The following is a 19,921-nucleotide window of genomic DNA, read 5'->3' as shown; positions in this document are numbered from 1 at the left end:
CGACAAAATTTGTGAAAGAATACGAAATTTCTTCTTATATGCAAATGAATCTGTTGCATAAATACATACGGGCATTATAATATTGAAAGTAGGATAAGAAAAAAGGGAGCGATAGAACCGTGTCAACAACTTGGATTATTTTATTAGCCGTAATCGTAGCGTTCATCGGCTACACTGTATGGATGTATTTCTATCAGAGAAAATTAATTAAAACACTTTCAGAAGAAGAGTTTCGCGCTGGCTACCGCAAAGCACAGCTTATCGATATTCGCGAAGCAGACGAATATACTGCAGGACATATTTTAGGCGCACGTAACATTCCATTATCACAAATTCGCCTTCGTCATAAAGAACTTCGCAAAGATCAACCAGTTTACTTATACTGCCAAAGCGGATTCCGTACTGGTCGTGCAGCTCAATACTTAAAGAAACAAGGCTACAAAGATTTCTACCAATTACAAGGTGGATTCAAAACGTGGACTGGAAAAATTAAAAAGAAATAATAACATACAAAAACTAGCTGAATCATTCAGCTAGTTTTTTCATTCCATATTATTCGCAATGTATACTAAATTTTGCTTAATCACATCTTTATCATTCTCTTGCACATTACGATACAGCAGCTGATATTCAAGTCCTTTCTCTTTCCAAATAAGCGTAGCGAATTCATCTCCTCGCCCAGAGTCATCCTTATTTTTAAAATAAGCGAATGCTCCACTATTCAATTTCATTTGTTCTTGAAATCGCTTCTCTTCCACGAGATCCGGAAAACTATAAGGAAAGTTTGCAACATTTAACTCAATATACTCATTTCTATCTGGCTCCTGCTGTTTATATTTAATCATTAAGACAGCGTTCTTCTTCCCAATCGTTCTGACTTCCCCCTTCACATCACTCGTAATGTCATACGGTAAAAACGCCGGAACTTTAAATTTCACTGGAAAATATTTCGGAAGCTCCTTTAGTGGAATAGGAGCCGTAACACGATCCATAGCTCCCCCTGTTGTTCCCACAAAGTTTTTTTCTTCTTGCATCGTTTGCTGAAACGAACATGAACTTAGCACTAGACTAGAAAACACGAAACAAATGATTCTTTTTTTCAATTTGTTTCCGCCCTTTCATACCGCTATCTTTATGAATGAAGTGTTTATATGCTATTCATATTCGCTTCATTAACAAACTCCCCCTTTGAAAACTTTCCACGTTATTCTCACACATTTTGACAAAACTTCTTTTATAGACGCAAAAAAGCCCCCTATCATTCTTACGCCCAAATAAAAAGGTTACGCGAATAAAAAGAAGCCTTACTTATAACATAGTTTGTGAAAAGCTTTTCAGGTCAAGATTTTTTCATTCTTATTATTTTCCCTTTATAATAAAGGAAAGAGGTGATACATATGGCCAATATAAAACAAATTGCAAAAACCGCTGGTGTATCCATATCAACTGTTTCCCGCGTCCTTAATAATCACCCTTACGTAAAAGAAGAAAAACGTAAGCGTGTTCTAGATGCTGTTGAAGAATTGAACTATGCAAAAAATATAAATGCTATTCATTTAATAAAGGGAAAAACATATACAATCGGGGTTATGCTCCCCTTCATTAATCTTCCATACTTCAGTACCATTATTGAAGGAATCGGAAACGAAGCGTTAGCAGCTGGATATCACATTAATTTATGTCAAACAAATTACGATAGCCTCGAAGAGATTCGTGTTCTTGAAATGATGAAAATGAAACAATTCGATGGAATGATTATTTGCTCTCGAACGAGTTCTTGGGAACAAATTGAACCTTTCGCAAAATTTGCCCCTATTATTTCATGTGAAAAGATGAAGCATCCCCTCATTTCATCCGTCTACGTAGATCACTATGAAGGCTTCCGTCTCGGCACTGCCTATTTACTCAGTAAAGGCCATGAAAAAATCGGAATCTGTTTAGCAAGAAAAACGAGTGCAAATTCTATGGAGCGCGAAAAAGCATTTGCTGATACGCTTCATAACGAAGGTAAAACGGTACATCCAGATTGGATTTTTCATCAATGCTATACGATGCAGGATGGTGCAAAAATACTTCATCGCATTTTAAACATGAAAAATCGCCCAACCGCTATTTTTACAGCGAACGATCAAGTTGCAGCTGGTTTATTAACAGAGGCGCGAAAGCATAGTATTCGAGTCCCTGAAGAACTTGCTATCCTTGGATTTGATAATCATGAAATTTCAAAGGCGTTAGAAATTTCAACAATTGAGCATCCCGGCCTTACAATGGGCTCACATGCTTTTTCTTTATTCCATAAACAAATCCAAAGCGAGCAAATTGCCGGGAATGCAGAAGAGCTTTCATTCCATTTAATTGAGCGAGATACTGTCTGAAAAAAGAGCGTTACCTATAGCGCTCTTTTTCAGCTCTTCACCTATTGACTTTATATTTCCCATCTCATATAATGAACCTAACGAACGGTAGGTAGGGGATGAAAATGACAGCAAACCGCATTAAAGCTGTAGCACTTTCTCATTTCGCACGCTACGGCTATGAAGGAACTTCATTGGCAAATATTGCTCAAGAAGTCGGGATTAAAAAACCATCGATTTACGCACACTTTAAAGGAAAAGAAGAGCTATATTTTATATGCTTAGAATCCGCTCTTCAAAAAGATTTACAGAGCTTCACAGACGATATCGAAAAATTTTCAAATTCGTCTACTGAAGAATTGCTCTTACAGTTACTAAAGGGCTACGCAAAACGATTTGGTGAAAGTGAAGAATCAATGTTTTGGTTACGAACTTCCTATTTTCCGCCTGATGCATTCCGCGTACAAATTATCGAAAAAGCGAATGCACACATTGAAAACGTCGGAAAACTTTTATTCCCTATATTTAAACAGGCAAACGAGCAAAGTGAACTGCATAACATTGAAGTAAAAGACGCTCTAGAAGCTTTTCTATGCTTACTGGACGGACTTATGGTTGAACTACTATTTGCAGGTTTAAATCGCTTTGGGACTCGTTTAAACGCCTCTTGGCAAGTATTTTGGCGAGGTCTTTCAAACTGACGGATTGCTCCTTTGCAATGCGTCGTTTTTAAGCCCTTTACCTAACGACTGGTAGGAAGGAGAAATGACATATGGCATGGATTTATGTAATCATAGCTGGTATTATTGAAATCTTTTGGGTGATTGGACTTAAAAAAGCGGAGGCACCACTCGAATGGGCTGGTGTTGCGTTATTAATTACAATTAGTTTCGTCTTATTATTTAGAGCTTATAAAGATTTACCTGTCGGCACTGTATACGCAGTCTTTACAGGAATTGGAGCTGGTGGGATCGTTCTTACAGAGATTTTCGTCTTCGGAGAACCTTTCTCTATTGTAAAAGTTCTATTAATTGGTTTAATCTTCTTCGGAGTAATTGGGCTAAAACGAGTAACAGAAGAAAAAGAAGCGAAGGAGGCCGCATAAAATGGCTTGGTTATTTTTAATTCTAGCTGGTATTTGTGAAATTATTGGTGTACTCTTTATGAAAGTAGCCACTGAAAAGAAAGGCTGGGCACCAAAAGTTATTTTAATCGCTAACTTCGGCGTAAGTTTCTTCTTCTTATCCCTTGCGATGAACACGTTACCGATGGGAACTGCTTACGCGATTTGGACTGGAATCGGAACTGCGGGAAGTGCACTTCTAGGTATTCTTATTTTCCGCGAATCAGCGGATTGGCGTCGTCTTGCCTTCTTAAGTTGCATTCTATGCGGCGCTGTTGGCTTAAAACTATTAAGCTAACGTGAGGTGAATGTCATGTGGAAAGAAAAAGGAAAACAAATGTTAGCATGGATTACACTTGGAATTGTCATTCTATTACAAATCAGTTTTCATATAATAGAATGGTTGTTTCATAAAGTAGTATCCATTCTTACCTTCCTTCCTAGCATGGCACTTGAAATTGCATCTATTGCTTGGTCAGTTATTGCCTCCATTGCAATCGTCATTATATGGAGTATCGCCAAACTATGGAATAAATTATTTAAAAAGGACATTACTTCTGAAAAAGAGTAACTGTCCTTTTTTATATTCATTCAGACTTCCTGTAGAAGTTTGATGCGATAAGACAAAGAAGACCAATTATAACAATACTTACACCAATTCCTTTATGCAAATTAGGAAATGGTGATGGTATATCTGAGTAAAAATTTGCTAATATGAGACCGATTGAAAATAAAAGTACTCCTATTCTATATAACCATTTTCTTTTGTTCATCATTGTCCCTCCTAAAATTTTTCATACACTCCTTTCTTTTGGACATACTACCTAAAAAAGGAGTGAATAATATGCAAAATTCTATACATAAGCAGATCCTATTTTTATTTTTCCTCTTTCTCATTCTCGTTATCGTTTTCAGCTTTATATTACATACTCCAAAAGATGTTGTACCGAATAGCCTCTCTGTTTATAAACTCTTACTTTCATATTGTCGTTATTGAAGAAGGTGCCTTATATAAGGCACCTTTTAAAATTCTCTTTTCTCATACAATTTCACTGAAACGAAGATAGATATTATAAACATGCATATTGAACTAACGAATAACACGCTGTTATATAATTGAATTTGTTCCATGCTGACTTCAAAGAACATAGTACCAATTGCTGTCGGTGCTATTAGTATGAATAGCGTAATTAAAGAAGCTTTTTTATAGCCAAACCAAAACAATATCGGTAAAACAATGCTTAAATATATAAAAACAAAGCCAGAAATCATAATTACTGTTGTCGTTATAAATTCAAAAGTTCCATCTTCAAATCGATTGATTACTACAGGACTAGACACTATCATACTTATAATAAAAATAATAAGTGCCATTATGTATTTAGCTAATACGATTTCCTTTCTCGCTAGCGGTAAACTATTTACTATTACTTCACTATTATATTTTTTATCGTCATTAAATGTTTTTAAAATTGCTATTACTGGAATTATAGCTGACATAATCATGTAAAAACTTTTAATATCTATTAATGTCATATACAAGAAAAGAGGATACATTAAGTGCCATATTAAATACTTCCATTGCACGATAAAGTCTTTTATTATAAGTTGCTTCACGATCGCTCCCTCCTTATAAATCACGTTCATTGTACAAATGAATTGAGAAAAACATAGACATAACATATAAAAGAAGGAGTCCTGCTATAAAACAAATATTTACGACTAGACTCGTGTTCCAAGCATTCTCTACATCTAACCATACGTTACTTACAATCAGTCCACTTAAATACCCAAATGCAATTCCGGCGAACGGAGCAATTTGTTTTGCACTGCTATATCCTACTGAAAATTCGATTGGGAGTACAATCATGCTATAAACCAATCCTCCCGTTATTCCGCCAAGAATCTCTCCCCATAGCATAAATACAGTTATATGTTCATTTTGTAACTGGATTAAACCAACTACAAGTGAGAAAATCCCACCTAAAGCAACTAAAATACTTACAAATATGTATTTTGCTATGACAATTTCTTTACGTTGTAACGGTAAACTATTTACTAGCATTTCACTTTTATTTTTATTCTCATAACTCATTAACAGCATGATTCCAAGAACAGGTATAAACATGCTAAATGTCATCAGAAAACTATCACTACGAAAATCAACAATAGCAAGAAAAAACAAACATATTAAATACGCAAACCCTAACTTTCTTTGCAACATCATATCTTTTAAGACTAATTGCTTGATCATGTTTTACCCTCCTAATATGAAAATGCTCCTTCTATAACTCTGCCTCCTGAAACATTTTCATTGAGAGAAACATTGATATGACTATACTTACTAACACTCCGATACCAAGAATACTCATTGATAATGTAGCATCTTCAGATTGAAGTACTTTTAGCATGATTATTTCATCACCAAAAATATTGCACATAAGGCCAATCATACCCATTAAAGGAAAAATCATAATCACATTCAAGACAGTAATAGCTTTGTATCCTCCAATGTAATTAGTAGGTATCGTTACTACACAATAAATTAAAGTTGCTACTATTGCTGAAAATATTGCATATCCAGGAATAGCTATGTCTCTGTTCAATAAAATATTTCCTAATATTACGACTATAAAAGTTGTACTCAAACCAGCCATAATAAATAATGAGCTTGAAATATATTTAGCTATAACTATCTCTTTTCTCGTTATAGGCAAACTCACTAATACTTTTTCTGTTTTACTTTTCTCGTCATAATAAAAAGAAATATATATAATCGTACTACATGTTATAAATAATCCTATTGCAATCCCCATCGGTTCTACGGAATTTCTAAAAACGGATAAAATAGGTATTAAAAAATAGAAAGGAAACATCTTCTTCTGTAAGAAAAACTCCTTCAAAATCAACTGTTGCATATGAATTCCCCCTCTCTATAAATCACGCGTTTCATAAATTTTAATTGTAAGAAACATAGAAGCGATATAGACACTAGCTAATATAATTCCTCCAACTATAAATACACCGATATGCACTGGATTCATAATCCACTCAATGAATGAAGGTGTTGTTTCATCCAATCCATCTCCTATGAATATCCAAGCAATTCCACCAACTACCATTGATGCTCCTGACACTATACTTCGTGCTATCTTTGACCTTGTAACATAATAACTAGGAAAGAATGTTACAACAAAAAATACGGCATAAACAGCTCCATTTATTACTTCATACCACGGAATTTCAATGTATAGATTCGGATGATAGGTACCGATATCACCAATGACCACAATGCCTCTTACAAGAAAAACAACTAACATCGTAGAGAGTATGCCACCAACAATAAATATTGCACTGGAAACATATCTAGCAATTATGATATCCTTTCGGCTTACCGGTAAACTATTTATAATAATGTCACTGTTATTCCTTTCATCCATAAAAGTTAACGTCATAACGGAAGAAAGAGTTATAAATAGACAACTCATCGAAAATAACAATTCACCACTTGGATCTAACATAAATAATACAAGAGGCACAATTAGATTCACTAACCACGTTACCCTAAAAAAGAACAAATCTTTATATATGAGCTGACGCATAGGGACCTCTCCCTTTCGCGGTGTAAACGATGATATCGTCTAATGTTGGTTTTTCTAGTACAACCTCATTTCCAAACCAATCGATAATTGCTTGCTTATCCTTTGCTAAACCTTCGAAACCAAATTTATTTTTTCGTAATCCAACAAATAATTCTTTTCCTTCTCTATCTAATAAATCATTACTTCCTTTTACAATTACGTAGTTCTCCATTAATTCATCTTTCTCACCAGTAAATATAATTTCTCCATCATTTATGAACGTAATATAATCCGCGATGCGCTCTAAGTCTGTTGTAATGTGTGTTGATAATAATACAGATACTTCATCTTCCATTACAATTTCTTGCAACATATCAAGCAATTCACTTCGAACAACCGGATCTAATCCTGCCGTTGGTTCGTCCATAATAATAAACTCCGCGTGGTGTGAAAGTGCGATTGCAATCGCAAATTTCATTTTCATCCCTTTTGATAATTCTTTAATTTTTTTATACTTCGGAACTTGCAATCGATGCATATACGATTGATACTGCTCTTCGTCCCACTTTTTATATAGCGGTGCAATAATACGTTTCATTTGTTCACACGTTAAATCTTCGTAGTAATGATTTTCATCATATACAAAACCGATATTTTGTTTTATTTCCTTCTCGGCTTTTTTATTGTCCTTGCCAAAAATTTTTATATCACCGCTATCTTTTCTAATTAAATTCATAATCATTTTGATCGTCGTACTTTTCCCTGCTCCATTCGGTCCGACAAATCCCATAATATATCCGCGTGGTAACGTAAAACTTATATTTTTCACTGCAAAATCTTGATGACTTTTACAAACGTTTTTTAGCTCTAACATCTCTTATTCCCCCTCATATAAACACGCAATCATCTGCTGTAAATCTTCAAGTGAAAGCTGCAACGCTTTACTTTCATTTACAACCTCTTCCGCTTTACTTTCCAATAGACGTAGCCGCTGTTCTTTTAGTAGTTCATTATTTTTACGTGAAACATAAGTCCCCTTCCCAGCAACAGTTTCTATATATCCTTCTTTTTCAAGCTCCTCGTACGCACGCTTCGTTGTAATTACACTAACTTGTAATTCCTTCGCTAAGCTACGAATAGACGGTAATTGGTCTCCACCCTTTAAACCACCATTTAAAATAAGCTGGCTTAATTGTTTTCTTATTTGCACATAAATAGGGTCTTGGGAAGAATTCGAAATAATAATATTCATGTTTTCCTCCAGTGTGTGTATATACTGTATATACCTTATATATACAGTATATACATACCATCCTATTTTTGGCAAGAAAAAAAGACCAACATTTTCCTGTTGATCTTTCGTATATGTATCACTTTTCAAAGCGATCTAACATCTCATCTCTCATTCCAAAACTCACTACCGCAATTCCTACATACATAAACAGAAGGAACGCCGGATGAACTGTATTGTACCAAGTGCTATCAACAATTAAATAAATCGTTAATGCTACAACAAGAACAAACGCTAAGATAAACATATAAAAGTGTCTTGTACTACCCATAATAAACTCCTCTCTTCTCTCGTCACCATTCAACAGTATATTGTATCGAATAATTCGATATGACTCAAGGTTAACTTTCTGTTATGTAATCAAGTTCCACCTTTACAATGTCCTCACATGCTATTGAAATGATTGTTCCTTGCTTATCAATTGCCGTCACTTCTCTATTATCCATTACACGATGTGCTACTCTTTCTAGTACTTTTCCTTGATCTCGATAACAAAATTCTTTTACATCTTTAATCGTTTTTCCGTTTTCTAAATGGTATATCATTCTATAACACCGATATCCCACATTTTCACCCCCAGCTTGCTCGTTTTTTCACATATACATAAAAATGAGTCATTCCTATCTCATTACATCTTCTTAATTTCAATAAAATTCTAACAAAAATAAATACTTTTATCAAACTGACTTTTTCAACAAAATCACCTATAAAACTGCTTCTTTACACCATTATGAAACAAAAAATATAAACTTTTAACATTTTCTTCACTAATTCTGCACAAATTCTCCATACAAAAAAAAGAACCCGCATATAGCGAGTTCTTCCTTTGTTATGCTAATCAAACTTGTACAGGAGCTAACTTTTCATAACGTAAAACTGGTTTACGAGCAGCCAATGTTTCATCCAAACGTTTAATTACCGTTGTATGTGGCGCTTCTTGTACAACTTCTGGATTTTCTTCTACTTCTTTAGCAATTTGAATCATCTTATCAATAAAACCGTCTAATGTTTCTTTTGATTCTGTTTCTGTCGGCTCAATCATAATACATTCTTCCACATTTAATGGGAAGTAAATTGTTGGTGGATGGTAACCGAAATCAAGCAGGCGTTTTGCGATATCTAATGTACGTACACCAAGTTTCTTTTGACGACGACCTGATAATACAAACTCATGCTTACAATGTCTATCGAACGGAAGATCATAGAATGGTGCTAATCTTCTCATCATATAGTTCGCATTTAATACCGCATACTCCGTTACTGCACGTAGTCCATCTGGACCCATAGAACGAATGTATGTGTATGCACGAACGTTAATTCCGAAGTTACCATAGAATGGTTTTACGCGCCCAATTGCTTCTGGACGATCATAGTTAAAGTGATAGCCATTTTCTGTTTTCTCTAAAATTGGTTTTGGTAAGTACGGAATTAAATCTGCTTTCACACCTACTGGACCAGAACCTGGGCCACCGCCGCCGTGAGGACCTGTAAATGTTTTATGAAGGTTTAAATGCACAACGTCAAATCCCATATCTCCTGGGCGCGCCTGGCTTAATACCGCATTTAAGTTTGCACCATCATAGTATAATTTACCGCCTGCGTTATGGACGATTTCTGCCATTTCTAAAATATTTTCTTCGAATAGACCTAATGTATTAGGATTTGTTAACATAAGTGCTGCTGTTTCTTCGTTTACAACACGTTTTAAATCTTCTAAGTCAACAAGACCATGTTCATTTGATTTTACTGTAATTGTTTCAAAACCAGCTACAGTTGCAGATGCTGGATTCGTGCCGTGAGCAGAGTCAGGAACAATTACTTTCGTACGGTTAAAGTCACCATTTGCTTCATGGTATGCACGAATTAACATTAAGCCTGTCCATTCTCCGTGTGCACCAGCTGCTGGTTGTAATGTAACAGTATCCATACCTGTAATTTCAATTAAATGCTCTTGTAAGTCGTACATTAATTCCATTGCACCTTGTACTGTCTTTTCATCTTGTAATGGATGAATATTTGCAAATCCTGCGAAACGAGCTACATTCTCATTAATTTTCGGATTATATTTCATCGTACAAGATCCAAGTGGATAGAATCCAGAATCTACACCGTGGTTACGGTTTGAAAGTGCTGTATAGTGGCGCATAATGTCAAGTTCAGATACTTCTGGTAGCTCAGCATCTTCTACTCGAATATAATCGCTCTCAAACACATCCTCTAGTTTCACTTCTTCTACATCTAATTTTGGTAGGCTATATCCTATGCGTCCTTCTTTACTCACTTCAAAGATAAGTGCTTGGTCTTGGTTCTTCATTGGATAGCCCCCATTTCGTTTACAAGTGTGTCAATTTCCTCTTTTGTACGAAGCTCAGTTACTGCTACAAGCATATGGTTTTCATGCTCTTTATAATCACGGCCTAGATCGTAACCGCCGATAATATTCTTTTGTAATAATGCATCGTTTACTTCTTTCACTGGACGCTTGCAATCTACAACAAACTCATTGAAGAATGGTCCAGCAAATGCAACTGTGAAGCCTTGCGCTTCAAATTGACGTTTTGCATATTGTGCTTTAGAAATATTTTGACGTGCCATTTCTTTCACACCTTGTTTACCAAGTGCCGTCATTGCAACTGATGCTGCTAATGCATTTAACGCTTGATTTGAACAAATGTTAGACGTCGCTTTGTCACGGCGAATATGCTGTTCACGTGCTTGTAACGTTAATACAAACCCACGTTTACCATCTGAATCTACAGTTTGTCCAACAAGACGTCCTGGAATTTTACGCATAAATGCTTTCGTTGTTGCAAAGTAACCACAGTGTGGTCCACCAAACTGCGTTGGAATACCAAATGGTTGTGCATCACCGATTACAATATCAGCACCAAATTTTCCTGGTGGTGTTAATGCGCCTAATGATAATGGATTTGAAGAAACGATAAATAATGATTTTTGTTGATGAACGATTTTTTCAATATCAGCTAATTTTTCAACTTGTCCGAAGAAGTTTGGATATTGAACGATTACACAAGCAACTGTATCATCTACTTCACTTTGTAATACGTCTAAATCTGTTACACCATCTTTATGATTAATTTCAACAACTTCAAGATGTTGACCTTTTGCATACGTTTCAAGTACTGCTCTTGATTCTGGATGAACTGCACTAGATACAAGAATTTTCTTTTTACGAGTATGGCCAGCTGCTAGCATTGCCGCTTCAGCTAAAGCTGTACCTCCATCGTACATAGAAGAGTTTGCTACATCCATTCCTGTTAATTCACAAATCATTGTTTGGAATTCAAAGATTGCTTGTAATTCCCCTTGTGAAATTTCTGGTTGGTATGGCGTGTAAGCTGTATAAAATTCTGAGCGAGAGATAACGTGATCTACAATTACTGGAGCGTAATGATCATATACGCCTGCTCCTAAGAAAGAAGCGTACTCTTTTAAGTTAGCATTTTTACTAGCCATTTGAGTTAACTCTTTTAGCAGCTCTGGCTCTGATTTTGCTTCTTTAATTTTTAAATCCCCTTTAAAACGAACACTCTCTGGAATATCAGAGAATAACTCATCGATCGTTTGAACGCCGATCGTTTGTAACATTTCTTTTTTGTCTTCTTCTGTCATTGGAAGATAACGATGCAACATGAAATCTACCCCTCTCCCCGTTACTTTGAACGTTTATAAAATGGTGTTGGAACAACTACTGCTTTGACGCGTTTATTACGAATTTCAATTTCTACTTCTGTATCAACTGCTGCGTATTTTACATCAATTAGTGCTAAACCAATGCTTTTCTTTAACGTTGGAGATTGTGTACCACTCGTTACTTCCCCGATTTTTTCTTCTCCAATAAATACAGGGTAATGTGTACGAGGAATTCCACGCTCGATTACTTCGATGCCGACTAACTTACGAGGCGCACCGTTTTCTTTTTGCTCTTTTAACGTTTCTTTTCCAAAGAAGTCTGCTTCTTTATTTGGTTTTACCGCAAAGCCAATGCCAGCTTCAATCGGTGTAATATCTTTTGATAATTCTTGACCATAAAGTGGTAATGTTGCTTCGAATCGAAGTGTATCACGAGCACCTAAACCACATGCTTTTAAGCCTTCTTCTGCTCCAACTTCAAGAAGTTTCTCCCAAAGTTTTGCAGCATCTTCACTCTTACAGTAAATTTCAAATCCATCTTCACCTGTGTAACCTGTACGAGATACAAGTGCTGGAATTCCATCTACAAGAATATCGTTTTTAAATTTAAAGAACTTAATTTCTTTCAAATCTTCTGACACAACTTTTTGTAAAATGCCTTCTGCTTTTGGACCTTGAATTGCAAGCTGTGCAACTTCACTAGAAACATTGACTACTGTCGCATCGCCAATTACATGGCTAGCTAACCATTCGTAATCTTTCTCGATATTTGATGCATTGATTACTAATAAATAGTCTTCTTCACCACGTTTGTAGATTAATAAATCATCTACTGTACCACCATTTTCGTAGCACATAGCTGTATATTGTGCGCCTCCTACTTTTAAAGTAGAAACGTCATTTGTAACAACACGTTGTAAAAATGCTAAACTATCTACACCTTTTACCTCAACTTCTCCCATATGAGATACATCGAACAAACCTGCAGCCGTACGTACAGCTTCATGTTCTTCTTTAATGCTTGAAAATTGAACTGGTAATTCCCAACCACCGAAGTCGATTGTTTTTCCACCATACTTCGCGTATACATCAAATAACGGTGTACGTTGTAATGTAATCATGCTCTCTCCCCCTTATGCTTTGACAAATCAATAAAAGTTGCTCGCCATATCTAAACATTTTCACGCTGAAAAGATAGGATATACGGAATCTCATTATATTTTTTTATGAAAGCGTAAATAAAAAATCACTTTCTTGGATAAAATACGAAAGATTCCACACATTTCACACCATTATCCTAACATTATTCGCTATATTTCATCAATATTCTAGCATAAAAAATAATTTAGAATTTTTCATTCTTAATCTTATTAAATACAACTTTCAAAATTCAACCCTTTATCTTTGCCTATTCTTTAACTTTCAGTATGTGTAATAGCGCCTTATTACAAGGCTTATATAATAAAGATTTTTTTAATAATTACTTTAGTTTATAAAAGGTGGGAGAGTCGTAATGAATGTCGATATTTCCGTAGATCGAACGTGGCAAAACAATTTTTTAAATAGAATTAATGAAGATGGTCCTTGGACAAATTGGGATTTATATCATTTAGCTTATAAAACAGAAAAATCGTTACTTGTTCCTACTTTCGATGGATTACAAGCACCGAAACATTTATCTCATTTCACACCACTTCCTCATCAATTAGAAGTCGCTCAAAATGTCATTGAACAAATGAATGGTAAAGCGATACTAGCAGATGAAGTGGGACTTGGGAAAACGATTGAAGCTGGGCTTATTTTAAAAGAATATATGGTCCGCGGCCTTGTGAAAAAAGTACTTATACTCGTCCCTGCCTCTCTCGTATCACAATGGGCATACGAATTAAATACAAAGTTTTTTATTCCAGCTGTAGCCCAAAAGAAAAGCTACTCGTGGGAACAAGCCGATGTGATTGTATCATCAATTGATACTGCAAAACGTTCACCGCATCGCGATATCGTTTTGAACCTAGAATATGACCTTATTATTATCGATGAAGCACATAAACTTAAAAATAATAAAACAAAAAACTATGAATTTGCACAACGATTAAAAAAGAAATTTTGTTTATTATTAACCGCTACGCCTGTTCAAAATAAGATTGATGAAATTTTCAACCTCGTTTCTTTATTAAAGCCAGGACATTTAGGCAATCAATCCAACTTTGAAGAATATTACGCTTCAAAAAATCGTTCCGCCAAATCTGATGAAGATTTAAAAGCTCTTATTAACAAAGTGATGGTCCGAAATCGACGTCATAATACCGGAATTGATTGGCCAAAGAGACATGTACGTACAATTTTTGTTGAGTTTAATGAAGAAGAGCAAGCTTTGTATAATGGTATTGAAAATTGGCGAGGACAAGATGCCTTCACATCTGCTTTCTCATCGTTAACTTTAAAACGGGAAGCGTGTAGTAGTCGTGAAGCTGTTTACTACTCATTAAAAAAACATGTGGAAAAAAGGCAGAAAGAAAATGAGCATTACATAAAGGACCCACATATTGATGTGCTAATGGACAAAATTAATCATATTCCTTTCAACTCAAAAGCGAATAAAGCTCTTGAGCTTATAAAAGAAATTGACGATAAAGTCATTATCTTCACTGAATATAGAGCTTCACAAATGTATTTACAATGGTTTTTACAACAACACGGTATTTCTTCCGTTCCATTCCGCGGCGGGTTTAAACGCGGGAAGAAAGATTGGATGAAGGAGCTTTTCCAAAACCACGCACAAGTATTAATTGCAACGGAAGCTGGTGGCGAAGGGATTAACTTACAGTTTTGTAGCCATATGATCAATTATGACTTGCCATGGAATCCAATGCGTCTTGAACAAAGAATCGGACGTATTCACCGTCTTGGTCAAAAGAATGATGTTCATATTTATAACTTAGCTACAAAACATACTGTTGAAGAACATATTTTGAAACTGTTATATGAAAAAATCAATTTATTTGAGCGTGTTATCGGCGAGCTTGATGAAATTTTAACGAGAATTAATATGAAAAACATCGACGCGCATATTCAAGAAATCTTTGCGCAGTCAAAAAGCGAAGGAGAAATCCGAATTAAGATGGAAAACTTAACATCTATTATCGACTTCGCGAAACGAAATGAAGCTGAGGTGCAAGGCTATGCAGCAACATGAAATTCATAATTACTTATACAATTTTTTTGAGGCGAATAACTGCGAAATTTTAAAGCGCTCCCCTCATCTATTAGATGTGCAGTTAACAATTGAGATGGATAAATTATTAATGAACCGTCCTTTTTATTGGCACTATCTTGAGAAAACAGGAGGCGTACCGAATCCGATGCGCCTTACTCTTCTTACAAATCCAGAAAGTGAAGAAAACGATGGTGAGCTTATTCACTACGGTTCACCACGTCTTCATCAAATTTTCCAAACGACAAAAGAATTAGGCTCTTACATACGTTTATATGAGGAAGTACGGCATAGCGGGGCAACGCATACACCGCTCCATCCTTGGCTCGGTGTAAATATAAAGGTTTCCTATCAATGTGATCGAAAAAAAGACATCCTTCACTCCATTGGGATTCATCTCATTTCTGGCACAATGATTGCAAACTTTCATGAAACATTAGCTAAAATTAAACTTACACCGAAAATACCTGACTTTTGTTTTACGCTCTCGCCTATCATTAAACCGCAAAGCGGTTTACAACGTATAGAGGATGCTTTAAAGAATATTATTGCAGAAGATGACCATACGTGGGCGAAAGAAGCAAGAGTGCGCTGGAATCACGATTTAGACCTTTTAAATCGTTTTTATGAAGAGAGTGATGAACTTCCCGAAAGCTATGAAATTGAAAAGCAAGCCTTGCAAGAACAATATGAACCCCGCATTACAGTGCAAATTATTAACGGCGGACTCTTTTATGTTACTGCGAATCATTTTCTTTCTTAAAAAGCCCCTTCTGTTTTAGAAGGAGCTTTTTTTGAGTTATCCTCTATCGCCATTACGCTCTTGTTGTTTTTGCTTTGCCATACGTTTTTGATGCGCACGATCCTTTGCGCTCACATGATTAGCATCAGTTGGAAGATTTTCTTTTGAACGACCAATTCCATTGCTCATCTTTATCACTCCTTTTTATATCTTTCAAAATACATCCTTATTTTCAGCTAGAGATACAATCCTTATACAAAAAAATAAGAGCAGCCATTGGCTACTCTTACTTACTCACTCACGTATTTTTGAAACATATCATGGATGCCTTTATTTACTAGGTTCGAGATCTGCTCGTCAGATTTATTCGGATAACGATCACGCAATCTGATAGATGCCTTCACCATTAAATTTTCTAATACAGAACGGCCACCTTCTCCATAAATAATTTCAGCATACTTAACAAGCCTTCCATCCTCTACTGTTGCTGGATTATGATTGAAGAAAAATTTACTCATTGTCTCCACCTCTCTATTTTGATAACGTTTACATTTATATAGATTATTTATGTTATTTATTTCACAATATTGTATGCATGTATATTTAATTAGTTTCATTATAAAGCAACATATCGATAGTAAATATGTGATTTTCCGTCCATTTTGTGAACAAACCAAAAAATGAAAGCGTTTCCTTTATTATATACTAAAAAAACTTACTACGCTAGGGGCAATTTTTTTAATCTACTAATCCCTCAAAAATTAATATATTTTTTCTTTTCCCATTAAACCTTATACAATTTTCAGAAATTATATTATAAAATATATGTATGACTTAAGGAGGATTTATATGAATCAAAATAAAAAAGCTATATTAGATCTTGTCTTTTATCTCGTAATCCCATTCCTCATTTGGAAATTTGCAAAACCTTATATCGATCCTTATTACGCGATGTTACTTTCCTCTGTTCCAGGGATTATTTATACACTGTATACCTTTAAAAAAGAAAAACAGTTTAACGTGACAGGGTTCTTTATTTTAATTACACTCATTTCTAATACAACAGTAGACCTATTATCTGGATCAGCTGAACGAATGTTGTGGAACGATGCGTATTATCACATCGTACTCGGTATTATCGTCATATGTACAATTTTTATAAAAAAACCACTTATGTTATATTTCGCAGCAGATATTGCCGCATTGCAAGGCCATGACCGTGATAAAAGTCGTGAACTGTATCGTGATAGTCGTATCTATCCAGCACTACAATATTTAACGCTATTTTTCGGGCTACAATTTATATTAAAAAGCTTCTTAAAAATTTATTTCATCTCTGTTTTCGGTGTAGATGGCTATGGTGAAATGAGAGCGATTATGACCGCTGTTGGGTGGGGCATTTCCATTTGTATCGGAATTGGATTTGTTTGGGTAAACAATAAAATACATGCAGTGACAGAAGAAAAAGAATCTGTACAGTAAATGAAAATCCCCTAGTAGCATCATACTACTAGGGGATTTTCATTTTGCTACACATATTACGAAATCGTTAACTTGATTTTTTTCTTTTATCTTTTACGTTTCGATAAAACAAAGCAGCACTTAGCGGCATAACACCAAACCACTTATTCATAAATGGCTCTTTTTCAGCACGGCGTTGTTCTTTCTTTTGTTTACGATCTTCTTTTGGAGCATCCATGTACGACACAAACTGCTGTGTCACAAAGCGAACATAATCATTAGTAGACATATTATCATCACCTCTACTTGATTAGTATGTCCACTTTTTTATTCATTAATCTTTTCTTTTAATTCATTCATAATTTGCTTTACAGACTTATTCGTCGTATCGATATGAATATGAGCCTCTTCATAATAAGCTCGGCGCGATTCAAATTTTGCCACAAATGCCTCTATATCTTTCTTCTGAAATAGTGGACGCGTCGTATCTTCACGGAGTCTTTCTGCAATTACATGTGGATCACAATATAAATACACGACAGTTCCATTTTCCTTCATCCACTTTCGGTTTTCCTCTCGCTCGATGATTCCACCACCAGTTGTAATAATTACATTACAACTGGGTAGTGAACGTAACATTTCACTTTCATATTCCCGAAAAGCGATTTCGCCTTCTTCGGCAAAAATATCACGAATTGCCTTCTCCTGATTCTCTTCAATTTTTTGGTCTGTATCGACAACATCCATATGAAGTTCTTTACTTAACGCTTTTCCAATTGTTGTTTTCCCAGCTCCCATATAACCAGTTATGTATATAGATTTCATGTTCGTTCCTCTCAATCATCCGTTATTATTTTTTATTATAACGAAAGATTTAATTATTTAATAAAAAAACGTTTTGTTCTCCTTATACAATGAAGAACAAAACGTTATATACACGCTTTTACTTATAAGCTCCTCTTCTCACCCACTGTGTTGCAATCCATTTCTCACCTTTCGTTACAGGTGCCCCTCCATGTAACGTAAGCTCATTTAATGATTGGTCTTGATAAAAATACTCAAAGTATACTGCCATTCCCTTTCTAGGGTGCACAGAAAGATTTAATTTCGGAAAGAACGTTTCTCCGCCTTCTTCTACATCATTTAAGTACATGACAAGCGTACTAATACGATTATTAGCAGCTGATCTACTATGTTCCGCAAAATAATCATAGTGCGCTTTATATTGTTGATCCACTTCATAATTTAAAATGTGTAATCCTTCTCCATGCGACACAGGAACATTCATGATAGATGAAATTCGTTTTTCAATCTTTACAGTAAGCTCATTGTCTTCCAAAAATGCACCGCTACTCGTTCGAATATCATTTACATCACGTGATGAACCAACTTTAGAACGTTCCATTTTACTTTTAGACAATTCAATCAATTCGTCGCATTCTTCATCACTTAATACATTTCCTAACACGACAATAAGAGGTTCTTCGAATTTTGAAATAATGTGTATTTCCCTATCTTCCGTCATAATTGCATTTCCTTTATGATCAAAAATAGTTTGTTCCTTATTTTCACCTATTTGATTGTTATTTGTCATTTCCCTATTCTCCCTAAAAAAATATGTTTGGATAGCTTGAATATATCATATTCTTTCCACCTTTCTCTTTTTTGAGAAAATTTAAACTTTCGTTCGTTATATTTATCCATTTGCTATAAAAAAATAACCTATTTTAAAATAAGAAATTATGGTTTTCATCCGTATATTTTACATTCTATCCTTCTATCCAATCGAATATTTTTTCATCCTTTTTTCTATACCGAAAACTAACCTTGTAGAAAACTTCTTGTTTTATTTTGCACTGCAACGAAACGAGTATAACATCGTTTTCAAAGACGTAATTCCCACTTGCTTCGCCCTTTTCATATTGAAAGAAAAAAGTATCTTCCTTTTCTTTTTGCTGTAAGTCTTTTTTTATATTTGTAATTGATCGATTTAGTAGTTCTTCCAGTACAAACTTTTGCTCTATTTCAATATAAAATTTTTTATCTATAAGCAACATATTCGTTTCGTATACAAAGAACGAAGTTAATAATACAAGAAAAATGATTGTTCCTGGCATCGTAAATCCATCTTGTTTTCTCATATATTTATTTCCATTTCGCTATATCTGACAGCTACACCTTCATATATTTTCCCACTCATATCTTTCACATTTATAAAGAGCAAATGAGGTGTTACTTCATACGAAACCATTTCAACATTTTGTAATATAACTTCTCTTCCGCGCTTATTCACTTTTCTTATAAGATGATTATTCAATTTTTCATACGTCACTTCATCTCCAGTGCGAAGACGGAAGCGTAAAAGATTATCTTTATTTTCAGGGACTATTTTTTCTACAAAAGATACTTCACGAAACTCTAACTGTACTTGTCCTATAAATAGGTACACCCGTTTTCTTTGTTTTTTTACCCTTGTAAATATCTTGTTATATCAGTGATTT

29 protein-coding genes and 1 pseudogene are annotated in these 19,921 nt (G+C 34.9%); 10 read left to right on the top strand and 20 right to left on the bottom strand.

The annotated features are described in order from the left end of the window. Positions 1 to 119: 119 nt before the first annotated feature. The gene (locus tag ILT06_RS03740; RefSeq protein ID WP_000108656.1) at positions 120 to 503 is read left to right on the top strand and encodes a rhodanese-like domain-containing protein; all 384 of its coding nucleotides are present in this window, start codon (positions 120 to 122) and stop codon (positions 501 to 503) included. A gap of 39 nt (positions 504 to 542) precedes the next feature. Here the strand turns inward: ILT06_RS03740 and ILT06_RS03735 are convergent, their stop codons facing one another. Then, a complete protein-coding gene (locus ILT06_RS03735; protein ID WP_142289412.1) occupies positions 543 to 1,079 on the bottom strand; it encodes a DNA polymerase III subunit delta in 537 nt (178 codons plus the stop codon). 318 nt (positions 1,080 to 1,397) lie between these two features. Between ILT06_RS03735 and ILT06_RS03730 the strand changes: the two genes are divergently transcribed. From ILT06_RS03730 to ILT06_RS03710, 5 genes are all read left to right on the top strand, one after another. Next, entirely contained in the window at positions 1,398 to 2,375 is a 978-nt protein-coding gene (locus tag ILT06_RS03730) for a LacI family DNA-binding transcriptional regulator (protein WP_064474818.1), read from the top strand. Between the two features lie 98 nt (positions 2,376 to 2,473). After that, entirely contained in the window at positions 2,474 to 3,055 is a 582-nt protein-coding gene (locus tag ILT06_RS03725; RefSeq protein ID WP_142289409.1) for a TetR/AcrR family transcriptional regulator, read from the top strand. Positions 3,056 to 3,126: 71 nt separating this feature from the next. Beyond that, complete coding sequence (locus ILT06_RS03720) at positions 3,127 to 3,459, top strand: DMT family transporter (RefSeq protein WP_000312344.1); 333 nt, start codon at positions 3,127 to 3,129, stop codon at positions 3,457 to 3,459. 1 nt (position 3,460) lies between these two features. Then, positions 3,461 to 3,775, top strand: coding sequence for a DMT family transporter (locus tag ILT06_RS03715; protein ID WP_046956356.1), 315 nt, complete (start codon positions 3,461 to 3,463; stop codon positions 3,773 to 3,775). A 15-nt stretch (positions 3,776 to 3,790) separates the two neighbouring features. Then, the gene (locus ILT06_RS03710; RefSeq protein WP_064474817.1) at positions 3,791 to 4,048 is read left to right on the top strand and encodes a DUF3975 family protein; all 258 of its coding nucleotides are present in this window, start codon (positions 3,791 to 3,793) and stop codon (positions 4,046 to 4,048) included. Positions 4,049 to 4,064: 16 nt separating this feature from the next. Here ILT06_RS03710 and ILT06_RS03705 read toward each other — a convergent pair whose 3' ends face one another. The 12 genes from ILT06_RS03705 to gcvT form a co-directional block, all read right to left on the bottom strand. Continuing rightward, the gene (locus ILT06_RS03705; RefSeq protein ID WP_142289408.1) at positions 4,065 to 4,250 is read right to left on the bottom strand and encodes a hypothetical protein; all 186 of its coding nucleotides are present in this window, start codon (positions 4,248 to 4,250) and stop codon (positions 4,065 to 4,067) included. 250 nt (positions 4,251 to 4,500) lie between these two features. After that, the gene (locus tag ILT06_RS03700; protein ID WP_088048121.1) at positions 4,501 to 5,094 is read right to left on the bottom strand and encodes an ABC-2 transporter permease; all 594 of its coding nucleotides are present in this window, start codon (positions 5,092 to 5,094) and stop codon (positions 4,501 to 4,503) included. A 13-nt stretch (positions 5,095 to 5,107) separates the two neighbouring features. Next, positions 5,108 to 5,731 (bottom strand): ABC-2 transporter permease, encoded by a 624-nt coding sequence (locus tag ILT06_RS03695; protein WP_088048120.1) that lies wholly within the window; start codon positions 5,729 to 5,731, stop codon positions 5,108 to 5,110. 31 nt (positions 5,732 to 5,762) lie between these two features. After that, entirely contained in the window at positions 5,763 to 6,395 is a 633-nt protein-coding gene (locus ILT06_RS03690; protein ID WP_088048119.1) for an ABC-2 transporter permease, read from the bottom strand. Between the two features lie 15 nt (positions 6,396 to 6,410). Beyond that, positions 6,411 to 7,079, bottom strand: coding sequence for an ABC-2 transporter permease (locus ILT06_RS03685; protein WP_002143120.1), 669 nt, complete (start codon positions 7,077 to 7,079; stop codon positions 6,411 to 6,413). Next, on the bottom strand, positions 7,060 to 7,932 hold the full coding sequence (locus ILT06_RS03680; RefSeq protein ID WP_088048118.1) for an ABC transporter ATP-binding protein: 873 nt from the start codon (positions 7,930 to 7,932) through the stop codon (positions 7,060 to 7,062). Before ILT06_RS03680 ends, ILT06_RS03685 begins: the two co-directional genes overlap by 20 nt. Before the next feature lie 3 nt (positions 7,933 to 7,935). Beyond that, positions 7,936 to 8,310, bottom strand: coding sequence for a GntR family transcriptional regulator (locus tag ILT06_RS03675; protein WP_001021362.1), 375 nt, complete (start codon positions 8,308 to 8,310; stop codon positions 7,936 to 7,938). Positions 8,311 to 8,428: 118 nt separating this feature from the next. Further along, complete coding sequence (locus tag ILT06_RS03670) at positions 8,429 to 8,620, bottom strand: hypothetical protein (RefSeq protein WP_000535935.1); 192 nt, start codon at positions 8,618 to 8,620, stop codon at positions 8,429 to 8,431. A 70-nt stretch (positions 8,621 to 8,690) separates the two neighbouring features. After that, the gene (locus tag ILT06_RS03665; RefSeq protein ID WP_000639160.1) at positions 8,691 to 8,894 is read right to left on the bottom strand and encodes a DUF3929 family protein; all 204 of its coding nucleotides are present in this window, start codon (positions 8,892 to 8,894) and stop codon (positions 8,691 to 8,693) included. 293 nt (positions 8,895 to 9,187) lie between these two features. Next, positions 9,188 to 10,663: an aminomethyl-transferring glycine dehydrogenase subunit 2 gene (gcvPB, locus tag ILT06_RS03660; RefSeq protein WP_000795689.1), complete on the bottom strand. Its 1,476-nt coding sequence runs from the start codon at positions 10,661 to 10,663 to the stop codon at positions 9,188 to 9,190. Then, positions 10,660 to 12,003 carry an aminomethyl-transferring glycine dehydrogenase subunit 1 gene (gcvPA, locus tag ILT06_RS03655; protein ID WP_222654859.1) on the bottom strand — a complete coding sequence of 448 codons (1,344 nt, stop codon included), beginning with the start codon at positions 12,001 to 12,003 and terminating at the stop codon, positions 10,660 to 10,662. The genes gcvPB and gcvPA overlap by 4 nt, the downstream gene beginning before the upstream one ends. Positions 12,004 to 12,023: 20 nt before the next feature. Further along, positions 12,024 to 13,124, bottom strand: a complete 1,101-nt coding sequence (gcvT, locus tag ILT06_RS03650; protein WP_000631766.1) for a glycine cleavage system aminomethyltransferase GcvT — start codon at positions 13,122 to 13,124, stop codon at positions 12,024 to 12,026. Positions 13,125 to 13,516: 392 nt separating this feature from the next. Here gcvT and ILT06_RS03645 point away from each other — a divergent pair, with 392 nt between their 5' ends. Beyond that, a complete protein-coding gene (locus tag ILT06_RS03645) occupies positions 13,517 to 15,199 on the top strand; it encodes a DEAD/DEAH box helicase (RefSeq protein ID WP_088048116.1) in 1,683 nt (560 codons plus the stop codon). Beyond that, positions 15,186 to 15,980: a YqhG family protein gene (locus ILT06_RS03640; protein WP_001183977.1), complete on the top strand. Its 795-nt coding sequence runs from the start codon at positions 15,186 to 15,188 to the stop codon at positions 15,978 to 15,980. Before ILT06_RS03645 ends, ILT06_RS03640 begins: the two co-directional genes overlap by 14 nt. A gap of 36 nt (positions 15,981 to 16,016) precedes the next feature. Here the strand turns inward: ILT06_RS03640 and ILT06_RS32390 are convergent, their stop codons facing one another. Then, a complete protein-coding gene (locus tag ILT06_RS32390; RefSeq protein ID WP_000064661.1) occupies positions 16,017 to 16,148 on the bottom strand; it encodes a hypothetical protein in 132 nt (43 codons plus the stop codon). Positions 16,149 to 16,249: 101 nt separating this feature from the next. Continuing rightward, positions 16,250 to 16,477 (bottom strand): hypothetical protein, encoded by a 228-nt coding sequence (locus ILT06_RS03635; RefSeq protein ID WP_000032702.1) that lies wholly within the window; start codon positions 16,475 to 16,477, stop codon positions 16,250 to 16,252. 73 nt (positions 16,478 to 16,550) lie between these two features. On the opposite strand from ILT06_RS03635, the pseudogene ILT06_RS03630 reads away from it, so the two are divergent. Continuing rightward, positions 16,551 to 16,668: pseudogene (locus tag ILT06_RS03630) on the top strand (GTP pyrophosphokinase). 140 nt (positions 16,669 to 16,808) lie between these two features. Continuing rightward, a complete protein-coding gene (locus ILT06_RS03625) occupies positions 16,809 to 17,441 on the top strand; it encodes a VC0807 family protein (protein WP_001073110.1) in 633 nt (210 codons plus the stop codon). 67 nt (positions 17,442 to 17,508) lie between these two features. Here ILT06_RS03625 and ILT06_RS03620 read toward each other — a convergent pair whose 3' ends face one another. The 5 genes from ILT06_RS03620 to ILT06_RS03600 all read right to left on the bottom strand — a co-directional run bounded on the left by ILT06_RS03620 (position 17,509) and on the right by ILT06_RS03600 (position 19,902). Further along, positions 17,509 to 17,709: a YqzE family protein gene (locus tag ILT06_RS03620; protein WP_000106080.1), complete on the bottom strand. Its 201-nt coding sequence runs from the start codon at positions 17,707 to 17,709 to the stop codon at positions 17,509 to 17,511. A 38-nt stretch (positions 17,710 to 17,747) separates the two neighbouring features. Beyond that, positions 17,748 to 18,245 (bottom strand): shikimate kinase, encoded by a 498-nt coding sequence (locus tag ILT06_RS03615; protein WP_000836644.1) that lies wholly within the window; start codon positions 18,243 to 18,245, stop codon positions 17,748 to 17,750. 118 nt (positions 18,246 to 18,363) lie between these two features. After that, on the bottom strand, positions 18,364 to 19,014 hold the full coding sequence (locus ILT06_RS03610) for a 2OG-Fe(II) oxygenase (RefSeq protein WP_088048115.1): 651 nt from the start codon (positions 19,012 to 19,014) through the stop codon (positions 18,364 to 18,366). Between the two features lie 175 nt (positions 19,015 to 19,189). Further along, positions 19,190 to 19,561 (bottom strand): competence type IV pilus minor pilin ComGG, encoded by a 372-nt coding sequence (gene comGG, locus ILT06_RS03605; RefSeq protein ID WP_046956345.1) that lies wholly within the window; start codon positions 19,559 to 19,561, stop codon positions 19,190 to 19,192. Then, a complete protein-coding gene (locus ILT06_RS03600) occupies positions 19,558 to 19,902 on the bottom strand; it encodes a ComGF family competence protein (protein ID WP_222654940.1) in 345 nt (114 codons plus the stop codon). The genes comGG and ILT06_RS03600 overlap by 4 nt, the downstream gene beginning before the upstream one ends. Between the last annotated feature and the right edge of the window lie 19 nt (positions 19,903 to 19,921).

The organism is Bacillus sp. 17RED48 (assembly GCF_019837545.1).
Taxonomy (GTDB): domain Bacteria; phylum Bacillota; class Bacilli; order Bacillales; family Bacillaceae_G; genus Bacillus_A; species Bacillus_A wiedmannii.
This window is presented reverse-complemented; position numbering and strand designations above follow the sequence as displayed.